General features: G+C 60.8%; 29 protein-coding genes. 28 read left to right on the forward strand and 1 reads right to left on the reverse strand.

Going from position 1 to position 22,700, the window contains the following annotated elements:
• Positions 1-12: 12 nt before the first annotated feature.
• The 12 genes from IEW63_RS12310 (at position 13) to IEW63_RS14790 (ending at position 6,823) form a co-directional block, all read left to right on the forward strand.
• Complete coding sequence (locus IEW63_RS12310; protein WP_188636930.1) at positions 13-624, forward strand: hypothetical protein; 612 nt, start codon at positions 13-15, stop codon at positions 622-624.
• Between the two features lie 112 nt (positions 625-736).
• Positions 737-1,504: a hypothetical protein gene (locus IEW63_RS12315; RefSeq protein WP_188636931.1), complete on the forward strand. Its 768-nt coding sequence runs from the start codon at positions 737-739 to the stop codon at positions 1,502-1,504.
• 3 nt (positions 1,505-1,507) lie between these two features.
• The gene (locus IEW63_RS12320) at positions 1,508-2,488 is read left to right on the forward strand and encodes a major capsid protein (protein WP_188636932.1); all 981 of its coding nucleotides are present in this window, start codon (positions 1,508-1,510) and stop codon (positions 2,486-2,488) included.
• Between the two features lie 45 nt (positions 2,489-2,533).
• The gene (locus IEW63_RS12325; RefSeq protein ID WP_188636933.1) at positions 2,534-2,878 is read left to right on the forward strand and encodes a HeH/LEM domain-containing protein; all 345 of its coding nucleotides are present in this window, start codon (positions 2,534-2,536) and stop codon (positions 2,876-2,878) included.
• Between the two features lie 3 nt (positions 2,879-2,881).
• Positions 2,882-3,256: a hypothetical protein gene (locus IEW63_RS12330; protein ID WP_188636934.1), complete on the forward strand. Its 375-nt coding sequence runs from the start codon at positions 2,882-2,884 to the stop codon at positions 3,254-3,256.
• Between the two features lies 1 nt (position 3,257).
• On the forward strand, positions 3,258-3,674 hold the full coding sequence (locus IEW63_RS12335; protein ID WP_188636935.1) for a hypothetical protein: 417 nt from the start codon (positions 3,258-3,260) through the stop codon (positions 3,672-3,674).
• Entirely contained in the window at positions 3,674-4,069 is a 396-nt protein-coding gene (locus IEW63_RS12340) for a hypothetical protein (RefSeq protein WP_188636936.1), read from the forward strand. Before IEW63_RS12335 ends, IEW63_RS12340 begins: the two co-directional genes overlap by 1 nt.
• Before the next feature lie 164 nt (positions 4,070-4,233).
• Positions 4,234-4,731: a KilA-N domain-containing protein gene (locus IEW63_RS12345; RefSeq protein WP_188636937.1), complete on the forward strand. Its 498-nt coding sequence runs from the start codon at positions 4,234-4,236 to the stop codon at positions 4,729-4,731.
• A complete protein-coding gene (locus IEW63_RS12350) occupies positions 4,728-5,144 on the forward strand; it encodes a phage tail terminator-like protein (protein WP_188636938.1) in 417 nt (138 codons plus the stop codon). The genes IEW63_RS12345 and IEW63_RS12350 overlap by 4 nt, the downstream gene beginning before the upstream one ends.
• A 61-nt stretch (positions 5,145-5,205) precedes the next feature.
• Positions 5,206-6,114: a phage tail tube protein gene (locus IEW63_RS12355; protein WP_188636939.1), complete on the forward strand. Its 909-nt coding sequence runs from the start codon at positions 5,206-5,208 to the stop codon at positions 6,112-6,114.
• Complete coding sequence (locus IEW63_RS12360) at positions 6,111-6,503, forward strand: phage tail assembly chaperone (protein WP_188636940.1); 393 nt, start codon at positions 6,111-6,113, stop codon at positions 6,501-6,503. Before IEW63_RS12355 ends, IEW63_RS12360 begins: the two co-directional genes overlap by 4 nt.
• A gap of 101 nt (positions 6,504-6,604) precedes the next feature.
• Positions 6,605-6,823, forward strand: a complete 219-nt coding sequence (locus tag IEW63_RS14790) for a phage tail assembly chaperone (RefSeq protein ID WP_444542580.1) — start codon at positions 6,605-6,607, stop codon at positions 6,821-6,823.
• Between the two features lie 15 nt (positions 6,824-6,838).
• Here the strand turns inward: IEW63_RS14790 and IEW63_RS12365 are convergent, their stop codons facing one another.
• Entirely contained in the window at positions 6,839-7,816 is a 978-nt protein-coding gene (locus IEW63_RS12365; RefSeq protein ID WP_188636941.1) for a DUF4236 domain-containing protein, read from the reverse strand.
• Positions 7,817-7,963: 147 nt separating this feature from the next.
• Between IEW63_RS12365 and IEW63_RS12370 the strand changes: the two genes are divergently transcribed.
• The 16 genes from IEW63_RS12370 to IEW63_RS14660 all read left to right on the forward strand — a co-directional run bounded on the left by IEW63_RS12370 (position 7,964) and on the right by IEW63_RS14660 (position 22,662).
• Positions 7,964-8,320 (forward strand): hypothetical protein, encoded by a 357-nt coding sequence (locus IEW63_RS12370; protein ID WP_229710505.1) that lies wholly within the window; start codon positions 7,964-7,966, stop codon positions 8,318-8,320.
• Between the two features lie 58 nt (positions 8,321-8,378).
• Positions 8,379-8,759, forward strand: coding sequence for a hypothetical protein (locus IEW63_RS12375; protein ID WP_188636943.1), 381 nt, complete (start codon positions 8,379-8,381; stop codon positions 8,757-8,759).
• Positions 8,760-8,785: 26 nt separating this feature from the next.
• Positions 8,786-11,944 carry a hypothetical protein gene (locus IEW63_RS12380; RefSeq protein WP_188636944.1) on the forward strand — a complete coding sequence of 1,053 codons (3,159 nt, stop codon included), beginning with the start codon at positions 8,786-8,788 and terminating at the stop codon, positions 11,942-11,944.
• Positions 11,944-12,294 (forward strand): phage tail protein, encoded by a 351-nt coding sequence (locus IEW63_RS12385; protein WP_188636945.1) that lies wholly within the window; start codon positions 11,944-11,946, stop codon positions 12,292-12,294. The genes IEW63_RS12380 and IEW63_RS12385 overlap by 1 nt, the downstream gene beginning before the upstream one ends.
• The gene (locus IEW63_RS12390; protein ID WP_188636946.1) at positions 12,291-12,953 is read left to right on the forward strand and encodes a phage minor tail protein L; all 663 of its coding nucleotides are present in this window, start codon (positions 12,291-12,293) and stop codon (positions 12,951-12,953) included. Before IEW63_RS12385 ends, IEW63_RS12390 begins: the two co-directional genes overlap by 4 nt.
• A gap of 56 nt (positions 12,954-13,009) precedes the next feature.
• Positions 13,010-13,747: a C40 family peptidase gene (locus IEW63_RS12395; protein ID WP_188636947.1), complete on the forward strand. Its 738-nt coding sequence runs from the start codon at positions 13,010-13,012 to the stop codon at positions 13,745-13,747.
• Positions 13,728-14,294 carry a tail assembly protein gene (locus IEW63_RS12400; protein WP_188636948.1) on the forward strand — a complete coding sequence of 189 codons (567 nt, stop codon included), beginning with the start codon at positions 13,728-13,730 and terminating at the stop codon, positions 14,292-14,294. The genes IEW63_RS12395 and IEW63_RS12400 overlap by 20 nt, the downstream gene beginning before the upstream one ends.
• On the forward strand, positions 14,291-17,773 hold the full coding sequence (locus IEW63_RS12405; RefSeq protein ID WP_188636949.1) for a TipJ family phage tail tip protein: 3,483 nt from the start codon (positions 14,291-14,293) through the stop codon (positions 17,771-17,773). Before IEW63_RS12400 ends, IEW63_RS12405 begins: the two co-directional genes overlap by 4 nt.
• 282 nt (positions 17,774-18,055) lie before the next feature.
• Positions 18,056-18,370, forward strand: a complete 315-nt coding sequence (locus IEW63_RS12410) for a hypothetical protein (protein WP_188636950.1) — start codon at positions 18,056-18,058, stop codon at positions 18,368-18,370.
• Complete coding sequence (locus tag IEW63_RS12415; protein ID WP_188636951.1) at positions 18,367-19,083, forward strand: hypothetical protein; 717 nt, start codon at positions 18,367-18,369, stop codon at positions 19,081-19,083. The genes IEW63_RS12410 and IEW63_RS12415 overlap by 4 nt, the downstream gene beginning before the upstream one ends.
• Before the next feature lie 83 nt (positions 19,084-19,166).
• Positions 19,167-20,327, forward strand: coding sequence for a hypothetical protein (locus IEW63_RS12420; protein WP_188637053.1), 1,161 nt, complete (start codon positions 19,167-19,169; stop codon positions 20,325-20,327).
• Complete coding sequence (locus IEW63_RS12425; RefSeq protein ID WP_188636952.1) at positions 20,324-20,632, forward strand: hypothetical protein; 309 nt, start codon at positions 20,324-20,326, stop codon at positions 20,630-20,632. The genes IEW63_RS12420 and IEW63_RS12425 overlap by 4 nt, the downstream gene beginning before the upstream one ends.
• Positions 20,629-21,009, forward strand: coding sequence for a DUF4376 domain-containing protein (locus IEW63_RS12430; protein ID WP_188636953.1), 381 nt, complete (start codon positions 20,629-20,631; stop codon positions 21,007-21,009). The genes IEW63_RS12425 and IEW63_RS12430 overlap by 4 nt, the downstream gene beginning before the upstream one ends.
• Before the next feature lie 194 nt (positions 21,010-21,203).
• Complete coding sequence (locus IEW63_RS12435; RefSeq protein WP_188636954.1) at positions 21,204-21,578, forward strand: hypothetical protein; 375 nt, start codon at positions 21,204-21,206, stop codon at positions 21,576-21,578.
• Between the two features lie 57 nt (positions 21,579-21,635).
• Positions 21,636-22,169, forward strand: a complete 534-nt coding sequence (locus IEW63_RS12440; protein WP_188636955.1) for an N-acetylmuramoyl-L-alanine amidase — start codon at positions 21,636-21,638, stop codon at positions 22,167-22,169.
• Positions 22,162-22,662, forward strand: coding sequence for a lysis system i-spanin subunit Rz (locus IEW63_RS14660; protein ID WP_229710507.1), 501 nt, complete (start codon positions 22,162-22,164; stop codon positions 22,660-22,662). Before IEW63_RS12440 ends, IEW63_RS14660 begins: the two co-directional genes overlap by 8 nt.
• Positions 22,663-22,700: the final 38 nt, after the last annotated feature.

Raw genomic sequence — 22,700 nt, forward strand, 5'->3', positions numbered from 1 at the left:
GAGCCGGGCTTCATGATTGTTGTTTTCGCCGCCTCCTTAGCTTCGATCTTGATCGCATGCCTGGCATTCGCACTAGGGGCGTCGTTGGGAGCCTCTGCGGGAAGCGTTGAGATGTTCTTGAGCGTAACCGTGCCGACGCTGGCAGCAATTGGCGGATGGGTGTCTGGGATAGGGGCTTTGGCTGCCGTATTTGCAACCATTCGGATTTCGGCGCGACGCGAAGCCGAAGACTCAGAAAATTTGAGGCTTCAGGTGAGAACTCTCCTTCATTCTGATAATCCTCATCCTCTGCTCGGTTTAACGGTTACTTCCACTGGTAAGCGCCCGATAGTGGTGACTAGCGTAGTGTTTCAGATAGATGGGGAGCCGCATGTTCTGCAGCCCAGCAACCTAGTCCCTGGTAGCGAGAGGCTGCCCAAACGAATGGTGTATGGAGAGCAGTTTTCACAATATTTTTATCCGCGGCTGGTTGTTAAGCTATTCGAGATGTATGAACAGAGTGGCCAAGACCAGTTAAAAGCAAAGGCCATTGTCGAGTCGACAACACGTCAATTTGAGGTGGCTATCGCGGCAGAAACGCTTCATGCACTGATATGCCACTACAGAGAAAACCAGACAAGTTAAGCATGACTATTCAGTAGCCCTGACTCCGGTCGGGGCTTTTCATTTCTGGCCCGCCATCGTGCGGGTTTTTTTATGCCTGCAAGGCAGGCGCAACACTCCCGAGGGGATCGCAATGCCATTTGAATTTGATGCAGCAGCACTTGGACTGGACGACGAAAAAGCCGCGGCCCTCAAGGAGGCGCTCGGCGGTCAGGTTCAGGAATACTTGGACAAAGAAGTCTCCGGTCTGAAATCGAAGAATCAGGAGCTGCTGGGCAGCCTGAAAACCACCAAGACCGAGCTGGACGGCCTGAAAGGGCAGTTCGAAGGCTTGGACATCGAGGCGGTCAAGGGTTTGCTGCAGCGCGCCAACCAGGACGAAGAGACCCGCCTGATTGCCGAGGGCAAGCTGGACGAGGTGGTCACCAAGCGCACCGAGCGGCTGCGCAACGACATGGAGAAGCAGCTCAAGGCTGAGCAGGAGCGCGCGGACAAGGCTGAGGCCTTTGCCAAGCGCTTCAGCGACAAGGTGCTGGCTGATTCCATCCGTGCTGCCGCATTGAAGGCTGGGGCACTGCCCGAGGCATCCGAGGACATCATCCTCCGCGCCCGGGGCACGTTCACCCTCGACGAAAACGGCGAGGCAGTCGCTGTCGACGCAGATGGCCAGGTCATCTACGGCAAGGACGGCAAAACCCCGCTGAACCCGCTCGAGTGGGCGGAATCGCTGCGTGAAGCAGCACCTCACCTCTGGCCAAGGGCTCAGGGTGCCGGTCCGACCGGCGACAACGGTGGCAAGGCCACAAAGAAATGGGGTGATTACACCGAGACCGAGCGCGCTGCGCTGGCCCGGGACAACCCCGAAGCGTTCAAGAAACTTCTGGCCACCAAAGGAACATAACCCATGGCAACTACTCAGCTTTCCGACATCTTCGTCGGCGATTACTACGCGACCCTGGAGCCGGTTAACAGCCCGGAGAAGACCGCTGTCTACGACTCCGGCATCATCACCCGCTCGCCTGTGCTGGACGCCATTGCCAATGGCAGCCAAGGCACTGCCGAGGTGAGCTACTGGCAGGACCTGGACGCCGACGAGGCGCCCAACATCTCCAACGACGACCCGGATGACCTGGGTGAAGTCGGCAAGGCCAGCCAGGCGAGCATGACTGCCCGCGTGCTGTACCTGAACAAAGGTTACGGCGTGGCTGACTTGACTGCTGAGCTGGCGAACAGCGAGCCCATGCAGCACATCCGCAACCGCTTCGGCACCTACTGGACCCGCCAGTGGCAGCGCTACACCCTGGGCGCCGCCCGCGGCATCATCGCCTCCAACATCGCGAACAACGATGGAGACATGGTGATTGACGCCGGTGCCAGCATCAGTGCTGAAGCATTCCAGGATGCCGCTTTCACCGCCGGCGATGCGGCTGACCAGTTCGGCGCCATTGGCGTGCACTCGGTGGTCATGAACCAAATGGTCAAGCAGGACCTGATCGAGTATCTGCGCGACTCCGAAGGCCGAATCATTCTGGCCACCTACCTGGGCAAACCGGTCTTCATGGACGACAGCCTGACCTACGCGCCGGGCCAGTACCTGTCGGTGTTCTTCGGCAATGGCGCTTTCGGCTACGGCGAAGGCACCCCGAAAATGCCGGTAGAGCTAGAGCGTAAGCCCTCCGGTGGTAACGGTGGCGGCGCCGAGGTGCTGTGGGAGCGCAAGACCTACATCCTGCAGCCAGCCGGCTTCAGCTGGAAAGGCGCGAACGCGCAGAACGCTTCCCCGACTGCCGCTCAGTACGCCAGCGCGGCGAACTGGGAGCGCGTCTTCGACCGCAAGCAGGTTCCGTTCGCCGCCGTCATCAGCGGTACCGCGGCTGGCGGCTAACCCACACTCGAGCCAGGGACGGCTCAACTCCCCAGGAGATAGATCATGAAAGTCGTTTATACCGACCAGCCGGGCAACGAGCGCGGCGTGTGCTACCGCACCAAATTCCTCGGCGTTATCAGCGGCGCGACAGCTGTTGAGATCGAGGGTGACTTCCCCGGCGTGGCTGAGGCCTACGAGCGTGCCGGCATTGCCGTCAGTGGCAGCAAGCAGGGCGCAGGCAAGCAGGATGGCGACGAAACCGATCCCCACAAGATGAAAGTGGCGGACCTGAAAGAGTGGCTGACCGAGCAGGGAATCGAGTTCGACCCCTCCGCGAAGAAGGAAGAGCTGCAAGGCCTGATCCCGCAGCAGGATGGCGGCGAGACCGAGCCGAAAACCGAGGACTGATGCATGACCGACTTCATCACCGCAGCCGATGTAAACACCCTGCTTGGTCCTGGCTGGGCCGGCGGCGGTGATGAGACACTTGCCGTGACCATGGCCAATGCCTGGTTGACGGCCAAGATTACGCGACCTGTGCCCGAGCCGACCCCGAATGAGGTCAAGCTGGCCGGGGCACAGATCGCAAAGGAAGCTGCAGCGGGGCGAATCTTCGCTGCAGAGGATCGCGAGGTGGTGAGCACAAGCGTCACCGCCGGGCCGGTCACCACCGCCAAGACCTTCGCCAAGGGCTCCAAGCCGACCACATCCGGCGAGTCGTTTGCGCTGGCGCTGCTGGCGCCCTGGACTCGGCGGACCGGCACCATGATGCTCAGGAGGGTCTGACATGAGCCTACGCGCTGAAATCCTCGACGGCATGGCCGAGGCGGCTGCGGTGGTTGCTGAAATCGGCGACCTGGTGACGCTGGAAGTCTCAACGCCGGGCGGCTACGACCCGGTAACCGGTGTGACCACGCCGGGTGAAATCAAGACCCAGCTGGCCCGGGCCATCCTCGACAACTACAACCTGCAGTCGTCCGGTACCCAGTTCGCCGACGGCACACAGATCTTGCGGGACGACAAGAAGCTGTTCCTGCCGGCCATGCAGGATGTGGACATCACTGGAGCAATGAAGCCGCTCGACTGGGCGCCGACCTTGGAAACGAAGGTGACCGCAGCAGGCCAGCTCTGGAAGGTCATTTCCATCCAGACCATCAATCCCACCGGTGACCTGCTGGCGTACGAGCTGCAAGTGAGGCGCTGATGAGCTTTTCAGGTGATATGCAGCGGTTCATCACCAAGACGACCACCGCGCACAACACGATTGCCCGGGTGGCCACTCTTGAGCTGTTCAGTGGGGTGATCCGTGCCACGCCGGTGGACACGGGCCGGGCGAGAGGCGGCTGGCAAACCGGCGTCGGCAGCGCCCCGAAGGGCGATAACAAGCGACTGGACAAGACGGCAGCTGAGCCGCTGGCAGAGGTGGAGCGCAATACGCCGCCCGGAGCCGGTCAGGTGACCTATCTGGCAAACAACGTGCCGTACATCATGAATTTGGAGCAGGGCACGTCCAGGCAGGCGCCGGAAGGCATGGTCCGCAAAAACATGGACCGGGTCCAGAAGATGGTCGACGCGGCCATCCGCAAGAACAGGGTTTAACCCCAAGAGCACCAGAGCCCCGCCATCGAGCGGGGTTTTTTATGCGCCATGCCCGGCGCGAAACCACGGAGTCCTCATCAGAAAGAGTCCTGGAGAGCATCAGCTGTTGCTCTGTGGGGCTGATGTTTCTGGGCAACAGGACTCTTTTTCATGAGGAAACTGTGATGAGCAATATCATCCCCTTTCACTATCAGGGCCGGCCGGTACGATTCAATAGCGATGGCTGGATCAATGCTACTGATATAGCCACCCGTGAGGGGCGGAGGGTCGATAAGTGGTTGGCGACCCAAGAAACACAGGAATATATCAGCGCCCTGATGCGACATTTAAATACCCCGAAAAAGGGGGATTTGATTCAGGCCCGGCGCGGGCGCGGTGGGGGTACTTGGCTCCACCCGAAACTATCCGTCGCTTTCGCTCGCTGGATATCGCCAGACTTTGCTGTCTGGTGTGACCTACATATTGACGCACTGCTGCGCGGCGAGCTCACGGAGAAGCAGCAGTTCGACCGAGCCTGCAAGCGGCTTTCCGATGCCAAGGATGTCGCCAGTCTGAGCGGCAGGGAGTTGGCCAAGTTCCGATGGGCAAAGCCAGCCCTTGAGCGCGATGTCGACCACTGGCGCCGCCAGCTACAGCTAACTCTGGGGCTGGACGCGGCATGAGCGAAATCAAGATCAACGCCGCGCTGGTGTCTGCCTACCTGGCCTGCGGGGTGATGCCCCGGGAGCGCACGGCCTTCGAAGGGGTCGGATTCACACCAGTGGCCGGCCAAAGCTGGGCGCGGATCACCGACCTGCCAAGCTCGAACGACCCGGCAGGCCTCGGCCGGCATGCACCCGACGAGCGCCTGGGCATCCTGCAGATTGATCTGTTCCATCCGAAGGGCACCGGCACTGCCCCAATTCTGGGGGATGCCCAGTGGGTGCTGCAGTACTTCAACAAGGGTCGCCGGCTTGAGTACGACGGACAGGTCGTGAAGATCCGCAAATCCCAGCGCAGCCAGATCAGGACGGAAGAGCTCTGGCAGTCAGTGAGCGTCGACGTTCACTACATGGCTTGGACGTTCCCCCAGTAACCCACCCGCAGCATCCGCTTGCCCGCCTTGTGCGGGTTTTTTCATTTCTGGAGATCGAAAAATGGCTTACGCACAAGGCGTCAACGAAGACAGCTACATCAAACTGGAAGGCCCGGACGGCGCCCTGGACCCGGCCACCCCCTGGCAGCCCCTGCGCCTGATCAATAACGGGCTGTCGCAAACCTTCGAAGAGCTGGAGTCTGACGAGAAGCTGCCCGGCCGCCACACCGCCGAATCACGCCGCGGCGCCGCCAGTGTCACCGGCGATCTGGAAGCCGAGCTGACGTTCGGGACTTTCGACATGCTGCTGGAAGCCGCTTTCCACGGCACCTGGGAGAGCGACACGCTCCGCACCGGCAGCACCCGCCGCAGCTTCGCCATCCTGAAGCACAACGCGGACATTGGCCGCTGGCTGATCTATCGCGGCTGCGAAGCCGGTAGCGTGGCCATCGACTGCCCGCTGCAGGGCAAGATCGGCGTCACCTTCTCGATGATCGGCAAGAAGGAAGAGATCTACGCCTTCGACTCCGGCGCCGAGTCCCTGGCCGAGCCTACCGAAACCGTGATGATGACCACCTTCGAAGGTGATCTGCTGGAAGGCGGTACCGGGCTGAACCACGCGACCGCCCTGAACATCAACCTGGACAACGGCATGGAGGCTATCTACCGCCTGTTCAGCCGTGACCCGTATGACGTGAAGCTGGGCCGCATCAACCTGAGCGGCAGCCTGTCTGCTTACATCGAGGATGACCGGCTCAGGGCCAAGTACCTGGGCGAGACCAAGACCCCGTTGGTAGTGACGTTGACCGACGGTGACAACTCGTACCAGATCAGCATGACCCAGGCCAAACTCACCACCGCCACCGAAGAAGGTAGCGGCGACGACCCGATCATTCAGAACTACGACTTCCGAGCGTTTAACGACCCGACGCTGGATACCGAGATCACCATCACACGGATTGCAGCATGAAGCCGAGCGACTTTTTCACCCGTAACAAGGCGAACGAGGGCGAGCGCATGCCGCTCTCGCTCCCTGATGGCACGCCCACCGATGAATGGCTGCTGATCCGGGGCATTGACTCGGATGAGTTCCGCGCGGCCATGGACGAGCACCGGAGGGCGGTTCTGGCCAACGTAGCGATCGAGGATGAAGCGGAGCGGGCCGAGAAGAACCGGCAGGCTGGGCTGAAGCTGCACTGCGCGCTGGTGGCAGGCTGGTCTTTTGAGGCGGAGCTTACGCCCGAGGCAGTCGAAGAGCTGTTTCGTGAAGCGCCGCACCTGGCTATCGAGGCCGACAACTTCGCGTCGGATCGCAAGCGTTTTTTTCGGAAAGGCTCGGCGAGCTCAGCGAAGGACTGATTGCGTTCGCCGAGCATCAGCTGGGGCTGCTGAAGCCGGCCGGGCCAAAGCCGAAGAAAGGGCCGGACAAGCGCATCACCATTCGAGCCCAGCTGGAAGCGATAGCCAAGAAGACCGGCAAACGGCCGGCCAGGCTGGATGGCCCGCCGCTACCGGATGAGGTCGCCTATATCTGGCAGTGGTATTGCTCGGCCAGGCCGATAGATTCGCTGGCCGAGCTGAAAGCATGGGCCGATTTGCACGGGCGCAGGCTCAAGCCACACGAGATCGACTTGATGCGGCGACTGGCCTCGGCTGAGGATCGGGTGGCTGCACAATGATCGTCGCGGCTTAGCTCATGCTTGGCCGTTTTCATTTTTTTTAAGCGCAGGGGCTCGACGAGCCTCTTGCCTTCTCAGCAGCTCCCTCGCCTTCGGAAGTCTGGCAAGTATCGCTTGTGAGCGGGCGCTCTGATGCACCAATGCCGCCTGGCTAGACTTGCCTCTGGTTTGAATCCGGTAATCATCAACAATTGCTTGCCATTGAGCGCAGATGTCTATCTCGCTAGCGTAGTCTTTGGCCTTGCGATGGAGGATGGCGGCACGCTCAAAATAAAATGGCGCGGCGCAGGCTCGATCGCCTTCCGGCTGGCCCCAATAGGTGTCGGACTCAGCTTTGCAGCACTTCAACATGACATCCAGATCGTTCTTGCTTTGTGCTGCGTATTCATAGGTCGGTTTACCTGCGACCTTTGCGACGCCGCTAGAGGAGCAGCTCTGCCGAATAGGCGTGCGCCCGGGTTTGCGCTGTGCATCATGCTCCCTGACAATTTCGGTCCAATGCCTTCCAGGTTTTACTGGTTGATCATTGATCAGAGCCTGAACTCGAGCAGCGTTTGCTTCGATCTCAACGCGCTCCCGAGCGAGTTGGGCCAACTCTTTCGACGCAGCCGCATGCTCCCGTAGCTTTCTGATCAGCTGAGCGAGGAGAACAAGGGGAATAACGAATGCGGTGAGTGCAGCAAAGAACGAAATCGCGCCGGAAAAACTTACCCACAAACAGATGGCCAGAATCTCAACCGCTATCGCAGCGATGGTTCTTTCTATTGGAGAATATTCGCGAGGCGGCGCCGAAACCCGTCTTCTCCCGGCAGGCTTATACAGGTGAGTCGCGGACAAACCGGTGCCAGGTATGCTAGCGGTAACTCTTGTGCCACGCTTACTCAGGTTAACGGTTGCTCCGCGCACCCCAATGGAGGTGCTGATTCCTTTCTTGCCGAAGTTTACCCGGACACCGGGTATGATTTTTACGCTCTTCCTGAATCGTATGGCCATCAGAGCCTCCCTTGCTGATGTGCTTTCACGAAACGCTTAACGCTATCATCAGGCCATTAGGTCCGGAACTGGCTGTGCATACAGGCAGCATGTCGTGGGATGGCGGCGGCTGCTTTGGTATGCTCAAGCTTTTCGGGGAGGGAAGGTATGCGATTTTCAAGGATTGCCGTATTGGCCGTACTGCTAGCCAGCCAGGCCGGGTGCAGCGAAAGCCAGACGCCCGAGCAGCGTGCGCAGGCGACGTGTGAAGACGAGCATGATGCTTTCTGGATCTCACAGGATTTCGTAAAGCGAGCCCTCAAGGCGCCGAGCACTGCGGAGTTTCCAGCTACGATGCGCAATGACGGTATCCGCTCCAACTACCTGGGCGACTGCGTCCATGAAATCTGGGCTTATGTTGACTCGCAAAACAGCTACGGAGCGATGATCCGCACCACCTATTACGCGAAAGTGCAAAACCGGAAGGGAACCGATAATTGGAGCCTTCTGGATCTCAAGCTTTAACTGCACCTGATTTGGAACAGACCCGCTTCGGCGGGTTTTTTATTGCCCAGAGGAAAGCATGAAAAAAGAAGATTTCTACACCGTCCCGAAGGCCAACGCCGGCATTAAGCTGCCACTCCTCAAGGAAGACGGCTCTGATTCAGGGCAATGGCTGCTGGTGCGAGGCACCGATTCCGATGCGTTCCGCAAATCCAGCTTTGAGTCATCCCAAGCAGTAAGCAAGCTGCCGGAAGACATGGACGACTGGGAGCGCTCAAGAGCCATCGACGAAGTGATCCTGAATGACCTCGTCGCACTGGTTGCCGGGTGGTCATTCAAGGAGGCGTGCACGCCCGATGCTGTACGCGAGTTTCTCAAGAACGCCCCGCAAATCGCCGCGGCAATTGATCAGGTCGCTGCAGACCGCACGAAGTTCTATGGCGCGAAGCCTGCCAAATAACCCCAGAACCCCGATGGAGCATAGTGATGACTGAGTATGCGAAGTTGGTCGTCGCTGTCGACTCGACTCAAGTCAAGAGGTCCACCGATGACCTGCGCGGGCTGGCTGTCGAGTCAAGGAGGGTGGAAGGTGCCGCCGGCGCGCTGAAATCGGCCTTGCGCCCCCTCGCTGGCATTTTCGCCACGCTCAAGGTGAGCCAGCTGGTTCAAGAAACCACCTTGCTGAGCTCACGCTATGGCGAGCTGGGCATTGTAATGGAGGTGGTGGGCCGAAACGCCGGGTACAGCCGGCTCGAGCTGGATGCACTTGAGGATGGGCTCAAGCGCACCGGGATCTCCGCTATCGAGTCGCGCAACAACATTGCTCGGATGATCTCGGCGAACATTGACCTGGCCAAAGCAACCGAGCTGGCTCGGCTAGCACAGGACGCTGCGGTAATCGGCGGCCTGAACTCGTCTGACGCGTTCCAGCGGCTGGTGCGAGGTATCCAGACTGCAGAAATCGAGACGCTGCGCAATATCGGGCTGAACGTCAGCTTCGAGCGCAGCTATGAAGAGCTGGCGCAGCAGCTCGGCAAAACCGCCAGCGAGCTGACCGAGCTGGAGAAAGTGCAGGCACGCACCAATGGTGTGCTGCAGGCTGCTCCGAATATCGCGGGAGCTTATGAGGCCTCGCTGGATAACGCAGGGAAGGCGCTGCGTTCCAGCACTCGATATCTGGAGGATTTCCAGGTAAAGCTGGGGGAAGCGACCCAGCCGGCCTTCGCGAAGGGTGTCGAAGCGTACTCTGATTCGCTCAAGTTTCTGTCCCAGAACGTGGATGGCGTCATTCAGGTGCTGGAAACAGGCCTGTATGTCGCCCTGGCGCGGGGCGCTACTGCGATAACAACCAGCACCACAGCAATGGTGCTGCAGGCCGCCCAGCAAGCCAAATCGAACCAGCTGACCGCCCAGGCTGCTGCGTTTGAGGTACGTAAAGCCGAGGCTGCTAAGGTCAGTGCGCTTGCGGAGCTGAACAAAGCGCGAGCAACCGAAGCGGCTGCACTGGCCACCTTGGCGCAGAACCGGGCGGAGCAGCAGCGTTTTGCCCTGCAGGTCGCGCTCGCCAAGGGAACTGCCGAATACGCTGCGCTGAGCAGTGGGCTGGCTACAGTGAACCGCAACCTGGCTGCGTCCGAACAAGCAGTCGCCGCGGCAACCAGTGCGCGCACTGCAGCAACGGCAGCTGCTGCCGGAGCTGCCGCCACACTGAGTAAGGCATCGGCTGCGGCCGCTGCTGCAAACACCGCTGCTGCCGCATCCAGTGCCACCCTCGCAGGGGCCATGCGGGTCGTCACAGGCGTGGGCGGCCGCCTTCTCGGGCTGCTGGGTGGCCCTGTAGGGCTCCTCTTCACGGTCGGCGCGGTTGCCTTGTCATTTGTCGATTTCTCCGACAAGGCTGACGACGCAAAACGCTCCACCGATCGCTTGAGCGGTAGCCTGGATCGGCTCCGCACTACTGCCGAAATCGCCGAGCAGCGCTTTGCTGGTGCAACCGCAAACCTCGGCCGGATGAACAAGGCCGAAGTGGAGCAGGTCGCTGAGCGGCTGCAATTGGTAATGCGCCGCGAGGAGCAGGATCTCAAGCGTTTCCAGCGCCTGTATGAGGCCGGCAACAAGGGCATTACCCGTGGCTTGATACAGCAAAAGCAGGACAATATCGCTGCCATCAAAGAGCAGCTTGAGGTCCTCGGGGCTGCTACAACCGAGCAGGAGAACGCCAGCACCAAGGAGGGACAGGCGTACATCAAGCGCCTCAATGAGCAGCTCGTGATGCTCGGCGCTATTACTGAGGAAGAAAAGGTAAGGGCCCAGATTCGCGAGGGCTTAATCAAGGTCAGCCCGGCTGAGCAAGAGCGGCTTCTCATAATGGCTCGAGAAATCGATGCCAAGAGAGAGCTTGAGGAGGCGGATGATCGTCGCAAGCGGTCTCTCGAAGGGTTGGCCTCCACCTATCAGTCGATCGCCTCCAACCTGCATCGCGAAATCAATCTGCATGAAGATGCTGGCGAGGTTGCAAAGCTTCGTTATGAGATCGAGAACGGCAGCCTGCAGGGGTTGGCGACCCGGCAAATCCAGTATCTGGAAGGTCTTGCTCGCGAACTCGACGCCAAACGCGACCTGACCGAGCAGGAGCAGCGCCGAATTGAAATCCTCCGCGAGTCCGGCCAGTTGCGCGCCGCCAACGATGCTCAATTTGAGCTTGAGTATGCAGCCAAGATTGCTGAATACGAGAGACAGGGCAATCAGGAAGCCTTGCAGCGACTGGAGACACTCAGGCGCATTCGGGAAGTACAGCTTGCCGCTGATCAGGCGCCAGGGACGGTGGAAGGGGTTTCCCAAGCGCCGCGTAGCCAAGGCATTGATGCGATGTTTGGCGGTGCCACAGGCGAACTTCTCAAGCTGCAGGAGCAGGCTGCTGAGCTGGAAGCATGGCGCCAAACCGAGCTGGAGAAGCAGCAAGGGTTTCTCGAGGCGAAGGCGATCAATGAAGAGGTCTACGCCGAGCGCGTTCGGAATATCCACGAGCAGAACCAGGCGCAGCTCGCCAACCTTGAGCAAGCCCGTACTCAGCTGGCGCTGGCATCGACGGAACAGTTATTCGGCAGCCTCACAAGCATGGCCTCCACATTCGCTGGAGAGCAGTCCGGTATCTACCGAGCGATGTTCGCTGTCCAGAAGGCGGCCGCCATTGCGCAGTCAATCATTGCTATCCAGCAGGGTATTGCGATGGCCGCAGCGAATCCGTGGCCGGCCAACCTGGGGGCGATGGCATCGGTGGCTGCGGCGACCGCCGGCATTGTGAGCAATATTGCATCTGTCCAGAGCTTCGACGGCGGCGGTTATACCGGCAACGGCCCGCGGTCCGGCGGACTGGACGGCAAGGGCGGCTTCATGGCCATGGTCCATCCCCAAGAGACCATCATCGACCACACCAAGCAGAAGCCCGGGAGAGCCGGCGGCCCGCCGGAAGTCAATTTCACTGCTCAAGTGGTCATTGAGGCTCAGGCGGGAATGTCTCCAGAGGAAACGCGAGCGCAAGGTGAGATGGCAGCCGGGGCAATGCGAGCCACCTTCATGTCCATGATCGAGAAGGAATCCCGCCCCGGCGGCTTGCTCTGGAGTTTGTACGGAGGAGGGCGCTAATGGAGCTGTTCGATTTCCCGGTCGACAACGCGACCAGTATCGACGTTGCGTTCAAGGCGTTGCGCGCCGACTTCGGTGACGGCTACAGCCAAGAGGCCGGCGACGGCATCAACACGCGCAAGGAGGCGTGGCGCATATCCGCCGCCGGTCACTGGACTGACGGTAGCGGTATGCCGGTGAAGGCAATGTCCGAGTTCTTGGACAGGCAAGGCGGCTTCAAGGCGTTTCAGTGGGAGACACCTATGGGACAGACCAAGCTGTTCAAGTGTCGGGCAGGATACAGCCTGTCACACGAAGGCGCGGGCAACTTCAGGCTGTCCGCCACCTTTGAGGAGGTTCACGCACCATGACGCTGTCATCTGACGTGCAGCGCCTTGAGCCCGGCTCTGTGGTAACCCTGTACATCCTGGATGCCGAGGCCATCGGCGCCGAGACTTACCGATTCCATAGCCATGACGCAGCGGCAATTAGCTTCCAGGGTGTGCAGTACGACCCATGGCCGTTGGAGGCTTCCGGCTTCGAGATGAGCGGTACCGGTAATCCTTCGCCGAAGCTGCGGGTAGGTAACGTCGGCGGGTTCATTACGGCGCTCTGCCTGCAGTTCGATGACCTGGTGGGCGCCAAGCTGACCCGCAAGCGCACGCTGGCCAAATACCTGGACGGCGCGCCTGAAGCAGATCCGGATGAAGAGTTTCCGCCGGAAATCTGGTTCATCGAGCAGAAGACTGGCGAAAACGCGGAATCAGTCGAGTTCGAGCTGGCCAGCGCCATGGATTTCCAAGGCGTGCAGCTGCCGCGCCGGCCGATTATCGCGAACCACTGCCCTTGGCGGTACCGATCAGCCGAGTGCAGCTACACCGGTCCGCCGGTGGCCGATGAGTTCGACATCATCACTACAGATGCGGCCCGCGACAAATGCGGCAAGCGGCTTCAGAGCTGCAAGTTGCGATTCGGCGAGAACGGTGAGCTCCCGTTTGGCGGATTTCCTGCAGCCGCCCTCACCAGGTAACCGCATCTCGATCCTTCCAGGCCCGCCTCGTGCGGGCTTTTTTGTGGGTGAAAACCATGAGATTACCCGTCGCCGCGAAGCGTCATGCCGAGCGGGAGTATCCGCGCGAGAGCTGTGGGCTTCTGGTAGACGGCAAGTACTGGCCTTGCAGAAACGCAGCCCAGACCCCGGACGAGCATTTCGTCATCGACCCAGCGGATTACAAGGCCGCCATGCGCGCCGGTGAGGTACAGGCGGTCATCCACAGCCACCCGGACTACCCAGCGGCGCCGAGCGTTGCGGACAGGATCGGCTGCGAGGAATCAGGCTTGCCCTGGGCAATCATCCCGGTGGAGCAGGGCAAGGCCGGGAAGCACGTCTGGATCAAGCCAGTAGGCTGGCAAGCGCCGCTGATCGGGCGTGAGTTCGTCCATGGGGTGCATGACTGCCTGTCGATCATCCTCGACTTCTATCAGCGCGAGATGGGCATTGACCTCGGCACCTACGACCGAGAGGACGGCTGGTGGGATCAGGGCAAGGACTACTACCGGGAGCTGCTGCCCAAGGCGGGGTTCCGGGCTGTCACGGCCCCGCGTCACGGCGACGTTGTTTTGATGCAAATCCGCTCGCCGGTACCGAACCACGCCGGGATCTATCTCGAAACCGGGGTGCTGGCCACCGAGCCAGAGCACTACCCGGCTCCCCAATCAATCCTCCACCACCTGTACGGGCGCGACTCCAAGCGCGACCCGTACGGCGGCTATTGGCTGGAAAAAACAGTGAGCGTTTGGCGACATGAAACTCAAGACGATTAGGTTGTACGGAAAGCTTGGGGCGAAGTTCGGCCGCGTCCACCGGCTGGCAGTGGCCAACGCCGCCGAAGCCTCCCGGGCGCTGTGCGTTCTGCTGCCCGGGTTCGAGTCCTACCTGCTCAATGCGCCCGGCGGATATGCCGTGTTCTACGGCACAGACAACCTGCAGATGGATCAGTTGGCCCACCCATCCGGTAACGATGACATCCGCATCGCCCCGGTGCCAGCAGGTGCAAAGAGTGGCGGGATCTTCGCAGTCGTGACGGGCGTGGTGCTGATTGCCGCGGGCTTCTTCACCGGCGGCGCAACCTGGGGGCCGGCGATGATGATGATGGGTGCCGGCATGGCCATCGGCGGCGCACTGATGATGCTTTCCCCGCAGCCACAGGGCACCGCGTCCGCAGACTCAGCGGCCAACAACCCCAGCTACGCGTTCAACGGCGCGGTGAACACCGAGGCCCAGGGCAACCCTGTGCCTCTTCTCTACGGCGAATTGATCGTCGGTTCGGCAGTGATTTCAGGTGGCGTTTACGCCGAGGACAGGGCATGACCGCGATGATCAAAGGCGCCAAGGGTGGCAGCAAGAAGCAGCGTCCGCCTCGGGAGGCACCCGACAGCCTGGTCAGCATTGCCTATGCGCGCCTGATCGATCTGATCTCCGAAGGGGAGATCGAGGGGCTGGTTAACGGTGCCGCATCGATCTACCTGGACGAGACCCCTTCAGACTCGTTCACCGACTTCCGCTGGGAGCAGCGCACCGGTACTCAAGACCAGTCGTACCTGGCCGGCTTCCCGCAGGTAGAGAACGAGATCTCCCTGGGCATCGAGCTGCGCTCGGATGCGCCTTGGGTCAGGTCCATCACCAATCTGGATCTGTCAGCGGTGCGGATCAATTTCGCGCTGCCGCGGCTGGCTCGGCAGAACACGGAGAACGGCGACACCAACGGTTATCGCATCGAATATGCCATCGACGTGGCTGAGGGTGCCGGTCCGTTCGTGGAAGTGCTCAAAGGTGCGTTCGACGGCAAGACCGCGGGCGGCTATGAGCGCTCGGTCCGCGTCGATCTGGAAGGGCGCCCGGCTGGTGGGTGGCAGGTCCGCGTTCGCCGGCTGACGCCCAACAGCGCGTCTTCGGCCATCGCCGATACGACAAACCTGAAGTCGATCACCGAGATCATCGACGCCAAGTTCCGGTATCCCAATTCCGCTCTGGTGGGCGTCTCGTTTGACGCGGAGACATTCGGCGGCTCGGTGCCAAAGCGCGGATACCACATGCGCGGGCGCATCGTTCGCGTCCCGAGCAACTACGACCCGGCGACCCGCACGTACACCGGTGTCTGGGATGGCACCTTCAAGCCTGCGTACAGCAACAACCCGGCCTGGGTGTATTACGACCTGCTGCTGCACCCGCGCTATGGCCTGGGTGACCGGGTGGATGCCACCCAGGTGGATAAATGGGGTCTGTACCAGATCGCCCGGTATTGCGATGAACTGGTCCCGGACGGCAAGGGCGGCATGGAGCCCCGGTTCGTCTGCAACTTGTACCTGCAAAAGCGGGCCGATGCCTACAAAACCCTCCAGGACATTGCCGCGATCTTCCGCGGCATCACGTACTGGGGCGCTGGCCAGGCTTTCGTCTCCGCGGATATGCCAGCCGACCCGGTGTACACCTACACCAACGGGAACGTGATAGGCGGCAAATTCAGCTACAAAGGGAGCAAGCGCAGCACTCGGTACAGCGCAGCGCTGGTCAGCTGGAACGACCCGGCCGATATGTACCGAGCTAAAGTCGAGTATGTGCAGGATGAGGATGCTGTTGCCCGCTTCGGCGTACAGACCACGGAAATCATGGCGCTGGGCTGCACCTCACAGGGTCAGGCGCAGCGGGCCGGCAAATGGGCGCTGCTGACCAACCTGCTGGAGACCGAAACGGTTTCGTTCTCGGTGGGGCTGGACGGCATCCGCGCGCGCCCCGGGCAGATCATCCGGGTAGCGGACAACGACCGGGCGGGCCGGCGCATCGGTGGTCGCGTATCAGCGGCTACCCGGTCGGTCATCACCGTAGATCAGATCGCCGACGCCCAGATCGGGGATGAACTGACGTGCATTCTGCCGAATGGGGCCGCCCAGACCCGGGTCATTTCCGGTGTGGACGGCAATGAAATCACGGTGTCGCCTCAGTTCGATGCGGCACCGGTCGCGCACAGCGTGTGGGCCTGGGAATCGCAGACGCTCGCAGCGCAGCGGTACCGGATCGTCAGCATCAGCGAGTCTGGTCCGCTGGAATACGCGATCACCGCCAGCAAGTACGTCGAGGGCAAGCACGCGGCGGTCGACAATGGCGCGATCATCAGTCAGCGGCCGATCACCTCCATTCCATCGAGCGTACAGGCTGCGCCGGAGAACATCCGGGCGATCAGCAGCACCATGCTCGAGCAGACCATGGCGGTCACCACCATGACCGTCATCTGGGATCCTGCAGAAGGCGCCACTCGCTACGATGTGGAATGGCGGCGAGGGGATGGCGCCTGGGTGTATGCCGGGCGAGTGGGCGGCACGGAGCTGGATGTGGTCGGCATCTATGCCGGCACCTACCTGATCCGCGTGCGGGCTCTGAACAGCCTGGATGTGGCCAGCCCCTGGGGTTACAGCGACAGCATCGAACTGGACGGGAAACAGGGCGTCCCGCCGACACCTGCTTTCCTCAATGCCACCGGCATCATCTTCGGCATCGATCTGCGCTGGGGCTTCCCGGCCGGTGCCGAGGACACGCTGCGCACCGAGATCCAGTACAACACCCAGCCGTCCGAGCAGGATGCACAGCACCTGGGCGACTACGCCTATCCGCTGGACAACCACACCATGTCCGGCCTGAGGGCGGCTCAGGTGTTCTACTTCCGAGCCCGCCTGGTAGACCGCACCGGCAACATCGGCCCCTGGACGGACTGGGTATACGGCCAATCCAGCGCGGATGCCGACGAGATTCTGGATTACCTCGCCGGCCAGATCAGCGAGACCGAACTCGGCCAGCACCTGCAGGAGGAAATCGGCAAAATCTCCGGCGACGGCCCGGGCTCGGTCAACGAGCGGATCAGCAGCGCGATCGAGGAGGCGGTCGACGCCCTGGCATACGACCCGGACGAGGAATACTCACCTGGTGAGACCGTGCGCGGCGGGCCGGGCGGCAGGCGTCTGTACCAGGCGCTGGTCGATGTGCCGACGGACACTCCGCCCCCGAATGCCAACTACTGGCTGGATGTTGGCCAAGTTGTCGAGGACGCCAACGGTGTGGTTGTTCAGGTGCAGCAGAACACCGCGGACATCGACGAGCTCGATGGTGTGGTCACCGCTCAGGGCGAGAGCATTTCCGCGATGCGGGCGTCAGCGCGGCCCAGCCGAGCAGATGGCGAAAAGGCTGATGCGCTGGACGGCTGGTACGCCCAGGCGGCCATCAGCCAAGAGCAGCGTGTCAGGGTGTCCGAAACATCGGCTCTGGCTGAGCAGATATCGACGCTTGAGGCGACGCTCGGTGAGGACATCCGGGCGGTGGTCGAGGAGACGAGCCAGGTTGTCGCAGACCTTGAGGGCGACCTGTCCGCCATGTGGTCGGTCAAGATGCAGGTCAACCAGAACGGCGAGTACGTCTATGCCGGGGTCGGCCTGGGCATCGAGAACGGCCCCGGCGGACTGCAGTCGCAGTTCCTGGTCGAGGCCAACCGGTTTGCCCTGCTCAACACGCTCAACGGAGTGACCACCACGCCGTTTGTGGTCGAGGGCGGCCAGGTGTTCATGAATTCGGCTGTGATCAAACAGGCGGACATCGTGAACCTGATCGTCACCGGGGTGCTGCAGTCGGGTAACTATGTGGCGGGCCAGCAGGGGGTTCGGATCAACTTCGTCACTGGCGAATTTGAAATGAATGGCGTGGTCCCCGGGCAGGGCAGAACGACGATGACCAACCGAGGGGTAAAGGTCGTCGATAACAACAACATCGTCCGGGTCCGCCTAGGCGATCTGAGGAACTGGTAGCGCTATGAGGCTGATTTTCATAGCGCTGCTGGGCCTGTGCCTCGCGGCCTGCGCTCAGCCGCGCCCGCAGTATGACCTGCAGCGCACGGAGGCGACGGTGCGCGTGCACATCGTCGAGCGTATCCCCGGCCGCCCGAATCTGTATGGGCTTTCATCCTGCAGGGAGGGCGACTGCGACGTGTGGATTCGCAGATCGGTGTACCCGAAATGCCTCGTTCATGAACTTCGACACGCCTTTGAAGGCAACTTTCACCCTATGGGGCCAAGTACGGAGGACTGCCTGTGAGTTTTGGTATCGAGATCCGCGACGAGAATAGGCGTGATGTATTTTCGGTGGGTCGGAAGTATTTCAGGATCGTGGGTGAGATCAGCTTCCCTGCGGCTTCATCCAGCAGCCCATCCATTCTTGAATCTACCTTTCAACTGCCTGCCAGCGTGCCGACAGATGAAGAGCCGTTCATCAAGCTCTCTGTGCTGGAAGGCGCGAAGTCCTACCTGCTTCAGGGCAGGACAGTACGCATCCAGCACACGGGATATTACGAGGGGACCACCTACTACCGGCATCCGGCCAAGGTTTATTACGGGTTTTACGCATGAGCATCGGTCTTGCCGTGAACAACGAGAGGCGCCACGAAGTATTCAACTCCAACGATCTGCCATACCGGTTCACCGCGATTGCCGAACCTTTTGATGTGATCAACGCCGGTGGCTCCTACAGGCACTACCAGAAGAACATTAATGGCAGGTTCACCGATGCGGTGATGGTCGCGATTCATATACCCGATGGCATCGGAGGCAACTACAGGATCTACAACAGCCTTGACGGGCAGATGATCCAGGTCCGGTTCAGAGAAAGGCAATGGAACCTGCCTGCGCCGAGCAGCCCTCCGGTGTTCTATCTGATGGACCGTGTCAGACCGAGCACACCGGCGACCGGTTTTGGCATCGAGTTGAAAGATGCTTCCGGCGGCATCGTGCTGAACTCATCGACGCCCTTGGTACAGGTTGAGGATGTGGTGGAAGTCACAACCATCAAAGGACCGCTCGGCACTCTTCCCTATGTGCGTGTTGCGCCTTCCGCCGGCAGGCTGATTGTCGTGGAAAACCTCATGCCACGCGGCGGCTTCGGGTCTATCAATTACAACGGGTCCACTGCCTATTTTGTGGAGGGCTGGTTTCTGGATATCAAAGACGAGGGCGGATACTTCCATGTCCGCACGGCGGAGTGGTTCCAAGAAACAGGCGAGGGTGTCGAGTACTATTCATACGCGATGCCGTTGAGGTGCGCCCTGATCAAGAAGCCCGACTGACGATTTGAAAGCATCACTCCCCACGCCAACCCGCCCCGAGCGGGTTTTTCATTGCCCAAATTCCAGCAAAAAGGAACAGTCCAATGTGGTACTCACAAGGCACAGTAGCTGCCACTAACGACAGCAACGTCATCACCGGTACCGGCACGGCCTTTATCGAGAATGTCCGCATCGGCGATGGCATCACGATCCAGGGAAGCCAGTCGCTGCATGAAGTCATTGGCATCGCCAGCAATGCTCAGCTGACCATCCGGCCTGCCTACAACGGGCCCAGCGGTAGCGGAAAACAGTATGCGATCGCGCCGGTCCTGGGTTACGACAAGGATTTGTCGGACGCCTTCAATCGCCTGAGATTGGAGATTGGTGACTACCTGACGAACCTCCACGAGCTGAATGACTGGGTCCTTGACCCCACCAGAGACGCTATCGAGGCCGCCAGCCAGGCCAGCGACAGCGCCAGTGCTGCAGCGCAATCAGAACAGGCATCGGCCCAGTCGGCGACGGCTTCGGCAGGCAGTGCGAATGCCGCAGCTCAGTCTGAGCAGGCTTCAGGCCAATCAGCCACCGACGCCGCCGCCAGCGCAGCCGCAGCGGCCCAGTCTGAACAGGTGGCCAGCCAGAAGGCATCTGATGCAGCAGGCAGCGCAGACGCGGCCGACCAGGCCCGGGTAGCCGCCGAGCAAGCCGTTCAGGAAGCCGAAGGGCTGGTGCCGACGGAAACCCCGGGGCCGGGGATGATCCCCAAGGCGCGGGCGGCCGGCACTCTGGATCCAGACTGGGTCCCCTTCTCGCCGTCAGGAAAATCGGTAGCGACAGGCAGCGCGGAGCAGGGCAGAGCTGCGCTTGAGCTGGGTGATGCTGCACTGGCTGACGTGGTGGGGGATATGTCGGCAGGCGCGATCATCGAGCGAGGCAGTAATGCCAACGGTGAGTATGTGCGGTTTGCTGATGGAACGCAGATCTGCACAAAAACCAAGCATAGGATTGTCTGGGCATCTGCATATCGTTTGGGAGGCACCTGGACATATCCAGCAGCTTTTATCTCCTTGCCCTGCGTGAACGTGAGCATGGATCTGGACAACCTAATTAACTACCCCAATGTTGGCGAGGTGAGTTTGAACAAGAACTATTCATTGTTTCCCACCAGCGTGAACATCCAGGCCTATAGAAATGAAGGCGGCTCAGCTTTTTCATCGAATGCCTACGCAGATGTAGAGGCCGTCGCAGTAGGGAGATGGAAATGATTATTGAGTTTTCGCCGGCGCGGAGCGATGAAAGACTGACTTTGACCGCCCATGAGGATGTTGTGAATATCAACGGCGAAGTGTTTGATTTCTCGAGCCTTCCCGAGGGCGCGACCTTGCCCCGCGAGGCGATAGGCTCGGGGTGGTTTTCCGGCCCGGTTGAGCGCATCAACGGGGAGCTGCACATGACGCTACGCCTGCCGCACGGCCCCAACCCCCCGAAGCATGTCGCATTTCCGGAGCCGCTCATCGTCACTGAGGACGGCCCGGTGACCCTGCCCACCGATGAGGAGTACCAGCCGTGATCGATTGGAATCAGGTGGTGACAGCTGAGGATAAGGCCCGGCAACACAAAAATGCGGTGCTCGACGCCATAGCCAGCCGACGCTGGCAAGCCGAGTGCTCAGGCATTGCTGTAGACGGCATGGCCTTCAAGACCGACAGGGAGAGCCAGGCGCTGATAACTGGAGCAGCTGTTTCCGCCATGCTCGACTCGAACTACTCCGTGCAATGGAAAACGCCCGGGGGCTTCGTGCTTATCTCTGGCCAGCAAGTTATTGCAGTGGCTAGCGCTATCCGGGCCCATGTTCAGGCGTGCTTTGATCGGGAGGCAGAGCTGGTTGCTGCAGTTGAGGCTGGCACCTATTCAGATGAGATGCTGAACACAGGCTGGCCGGAGTAGGTGCCGGCACTGCTGGAGCCGGCTGGTGTCAACAACCACCATTGAGGAAGCTGCACTGTGCCATAGCCGGAGCCGGCCTGCTGTGTCCTAGGTCTCAAATTCCATACGCGGCCCTTGTCAGTCCGTAGTTATCTTGGAGCTAGCTTCGGCTGGGCTGATGCGTATATTGGGAGCTCGAGCGAAGGGAGCAGGACATGCAGAAGTTTTTGGAAGTGAAAAGCAGCACCAAAGCCGAGCTGCGCACGGACTGGTACCACAAGTGCGTAAGGGACCGGGTGCCTTACGTAACCGTCACTGTCAGGTCGAGGTTCGCTGACGTCCATTTCGATCACATCACGCTGCCGACTGCGGCGGATGACGTGCTAATGGGTGAGCGTCAGGCCGAGATCCAGAACGCACTCAAGGAGATATTCGAGCGGTTCGCCAACGCTAAATCCCACTTTCGCTTGAGCTCAACCGTGGTCAGCTTCAATGATCTGGAGGCGAATGCGGCCCGCGCGGCTGCGGAGGACGTGTACGACCTGGTTTACTCCTATGTCCGGCCAGTGATTCACCCAACGCCAGCCTGACACTCTCTCAGATACCAACCCGCTTCGGCGGGTTTTTTATTGCCTGCAGGAAATCCCATGCAAACGAAATCACTGTTCATCAGTGCCGGTCACTCGGCATCTGACCCTGGCGCCGTGGGCAACGGTTATACCGAGGCCGCCATCGTGCTGGAGTTCCGCGACTACCTGGCCGAGGCACTGCGCGCCCGCGGCATCGAGTTCAGCAAGGATGGCGGGCGGGGCGAGAACCTGCCGCTGTCTCGGGCGTGGCGGATGGCGGCAGATCACGACATTGCCGTCGAATTTCACTGCAACGCGTTCAGCCGGCCCAGCGCCACCGGCGTCGAGACCCTGAGCCATCCCGAGCACATGGAGCTGGGCCGGGCGATCTGCACGGCCATCAGCGACACCCTGGGCATCGTCAACCGCGGCGCGAAAGGCGAGGGCAGCGGCCAGCACTCGCGCCTGGCGTTCGTGTCATCTGGCGGCGGGATCATCGTCGAGCTGTTCTTCATCAGTAACCCGGATGACGTCGCGAAATACCAGCGGTGGAAATTGCAGCTCGCCGAGGTGCTGGCGGATCTGCTGGCCGAGGAGGTGCGCAATGCGTAAGGGCTGGTTCTATGCGGCTGCGCTGCTCGTCGCCGGTGCCGCTGGCTGGGCTGTACAAGGCTGGCGGATGGGCGAACAGATGGCCGAGCAGCGCACCGAGCACGTCGACCTGCTGCGCCGGACTGCCGAGGCCAATGCCCGGGCCATCCTGCAGCAGCAGGCCGAACAACAGGCACAGGCCCAGCGCCTGGCCGAACTCGACACCAAGCACACCCAGGAGCTATCCCATGCGCTGCAGGAAAACCGCCGCCTTGAAGATCTGTATTCTCATGCTGATGATGAGCGCCGCCGGCTGCGCATCGACGTCATCGTTGCCCGTAATGATGCAACCGTGTCCGCCACCACCGGCGCCGGCAGCGTGGGCGATGCAGCCTCCCTCGAACTCAGTCCAGCAGCTCGACGAGCTGTTTGGGATATCCGGCGAGGAATGATCGAGGATCGAGAGAAGCTGGAGTATTTGCAGGGGTGGATCGATAAAGCCGGCAGGGAGTGAGCCAGCTTAGGGCGCAGCAGGTTTGATTTCATCAGCGC

The organism is Halopseudomonas pertucinogena (assembly GCF_014646575.1).
Taxonomy (GTDB): domain Bacteria; phylum Pseudomonadota; class Gammaproteobacteria; order Pseudomonadales; family Pseudomonadaceae; genus Halopseudomonas; species Halopseudomonas pertucinogena.

Coding starts and splice junctions, on each gene's coding strand:
- IEW63_RS12310 (WP_188636930.1), top strand. CDS start 13: ATGATTGTTGTTTTCGCCGCCTCCTTAGCTTCGATCTTGATCGCATGC.
- IEW63_RS12315 (WP_188636931.1), top strand. CDS start 737: ATGCCATTTGAATTTGATGCAGCAGCACTTGGACTGGACGACGAAAAA.
- IEW63_RS12320 (WP_188636932.1), top strand. CDS start 1,508: ATGGCAACTACTCAGCTTTCCGACATCTTCGTCGGCGATTACTACGCG.
- IEW63_RS12325 (WP_188636933.1), top strand. CDS start 2,534: ATGAAAGTCGTTTATACCGACCAGCCGGGCAACGAGCGCGGCGTGTGC.
- IEW63_RS12330 (WP_188636934.1), top strand. CDS start 2,882: ATGACCGACTTCATCACCGCAGCCGATGTAAACACCCTGCTTGGTCCT.
- IEW63_RS12335 (WP_188636935.1), top strand. CDS start 3,258: ATGAGCCTACGCGCTGAAATCCTCGACGGCATGGCCGAGGCGGCTGCG.
- IEW63_RS12340 (WP_188636936.1), top strand. CDS start 3,674: ATGAGCTTTTCAGGTGATATGCAGCGGTTCATCACCAAGACGACCACC.
- IEW63_RS12345 (WP_188636937.1), top strand. CDS start 4,234: ATGAGCAATATCATCCCCTTTCACTATCAGGGCCGGCCGGTACGATTC.
- IEW63_RS12350 (WP_188636938.1), top strand. CDS start 4,728: ATGAGCGAAATCAAGATCAACGCCGCGCTGGTGTCTGCCTACCTGGCC.
- IEW63_RS12355 (WP_188636939.1), top strand. CDS start 5,206: ATGGCTTACGCACAAGGCGTCAACGAAGACAGCTACATCAAACTGGAA.
- IEW63_RS12360 (WP_188636940.1), top strand. CDS start 6,111: ATGAAGCCGAGCGACTTTTTCACCCGTAACAAGGCGAACGAGGGCGAG.
- IEW63_RS12365 (WP_188636941.1), bottom strand. CDS start 7,816: ATGGCCATACGATTCAGGAAGAGCGTAAAAATCATACCCGGTGTCCGG.
- IEW63_RS12370 (WP_229710505.1), top strand. CDS start 7,964: ATGCGATTTTCAAGGATTGCCGTATTGGCCGTACTGCTAGCCAGCCAG.
- IEW63_RS12375 (WP_188636943.1), top strand. CDS start 8,379: ATGAAAAAAGAAGATTTCTACACCGTCCCGAAGGCCAACGCCGGCATT.
- IEW63_RS12380 (WP_188636944.1), top strand. CDS start 8,786: ATGACTGAGTATGCGAAGTTGGTCGTCGCTGTCGACTCGACTCAAGTC.
- IEW63_RS12385 (WP_188636945.1), top strand. CDS start 11,944: ATGGAGCTGTTCGATTTCCCGGTCGACAACGCGACCAGTATCGACGTT.
- IEW63_RS12390 (WP_188636946.1), top strand. CDS start 12,291: ATGACGCTGTCATCTGACGTGCAGCGCCTTGAGCCCGGCTCTGTGGTA.
- IEW63_RS12395 (WP_188636947.1), top strand. CDS start 13,010: ATGAGATTACCCGTCGCCGCGAAGCGTCATGCCGAGCGGGAGTATCCG.
- IEW63_RS12400 (WP_188636948.1), top strand. CDS start 13,728: ATGAAACTCAAGACGATTAGGTTGTACGGAAAGCTTGGGGCGAAGTTC.
- IEW63_RS12405 (WP_188636949.1), top strand. CDS start 14,291: ATGACCGCGATGATCAAAGGCGCCAAGGGTGGCAGCAAGAAGCAGCGT.
- IEW63_RS12415 (WP_188636951.1), top strand. CDS start 18,367: ATGAGCATCGGTCTTGCCGTGAACAACGAGAGGCGCCACGAAGTATTC.
- IEW63_RS12420 (WP_188637053.1), top strand. CDS start 19,167: ATGTGGTACTCACAAGGCACAGTAGCTGCCACTAACGACAGCAACGTC.
- IEW63_RS12425 (WP_188636952.1), top strand. CDS start 20,324: ATGATTATTGAGTTTTCGCCGGCGCGGAGCGATGAAAGACTGACTTTG.
- IEW63_RS12435 (WP_188636954.1), top strand. CDS start 21,204: ATGCAGAAGTTTTTGGAAGTGAAAAGCAGCACCAAAGCCGAGCTGCGC.
- IEW63_RS12440 (WP_188636955.1), top strand. CDS start 21,636: ATGCAAACGAAATCACTGTTCATCAGTGCCGGTCACTCGGCATCTGAC.
- IEW63_RS14660 (WP_229710507.1), top strand. CDS start 22,162: ATGCGTAAGGGCTGGTTCTATGCGGCTGCGCTGCTCGTCGCCGGTGCC.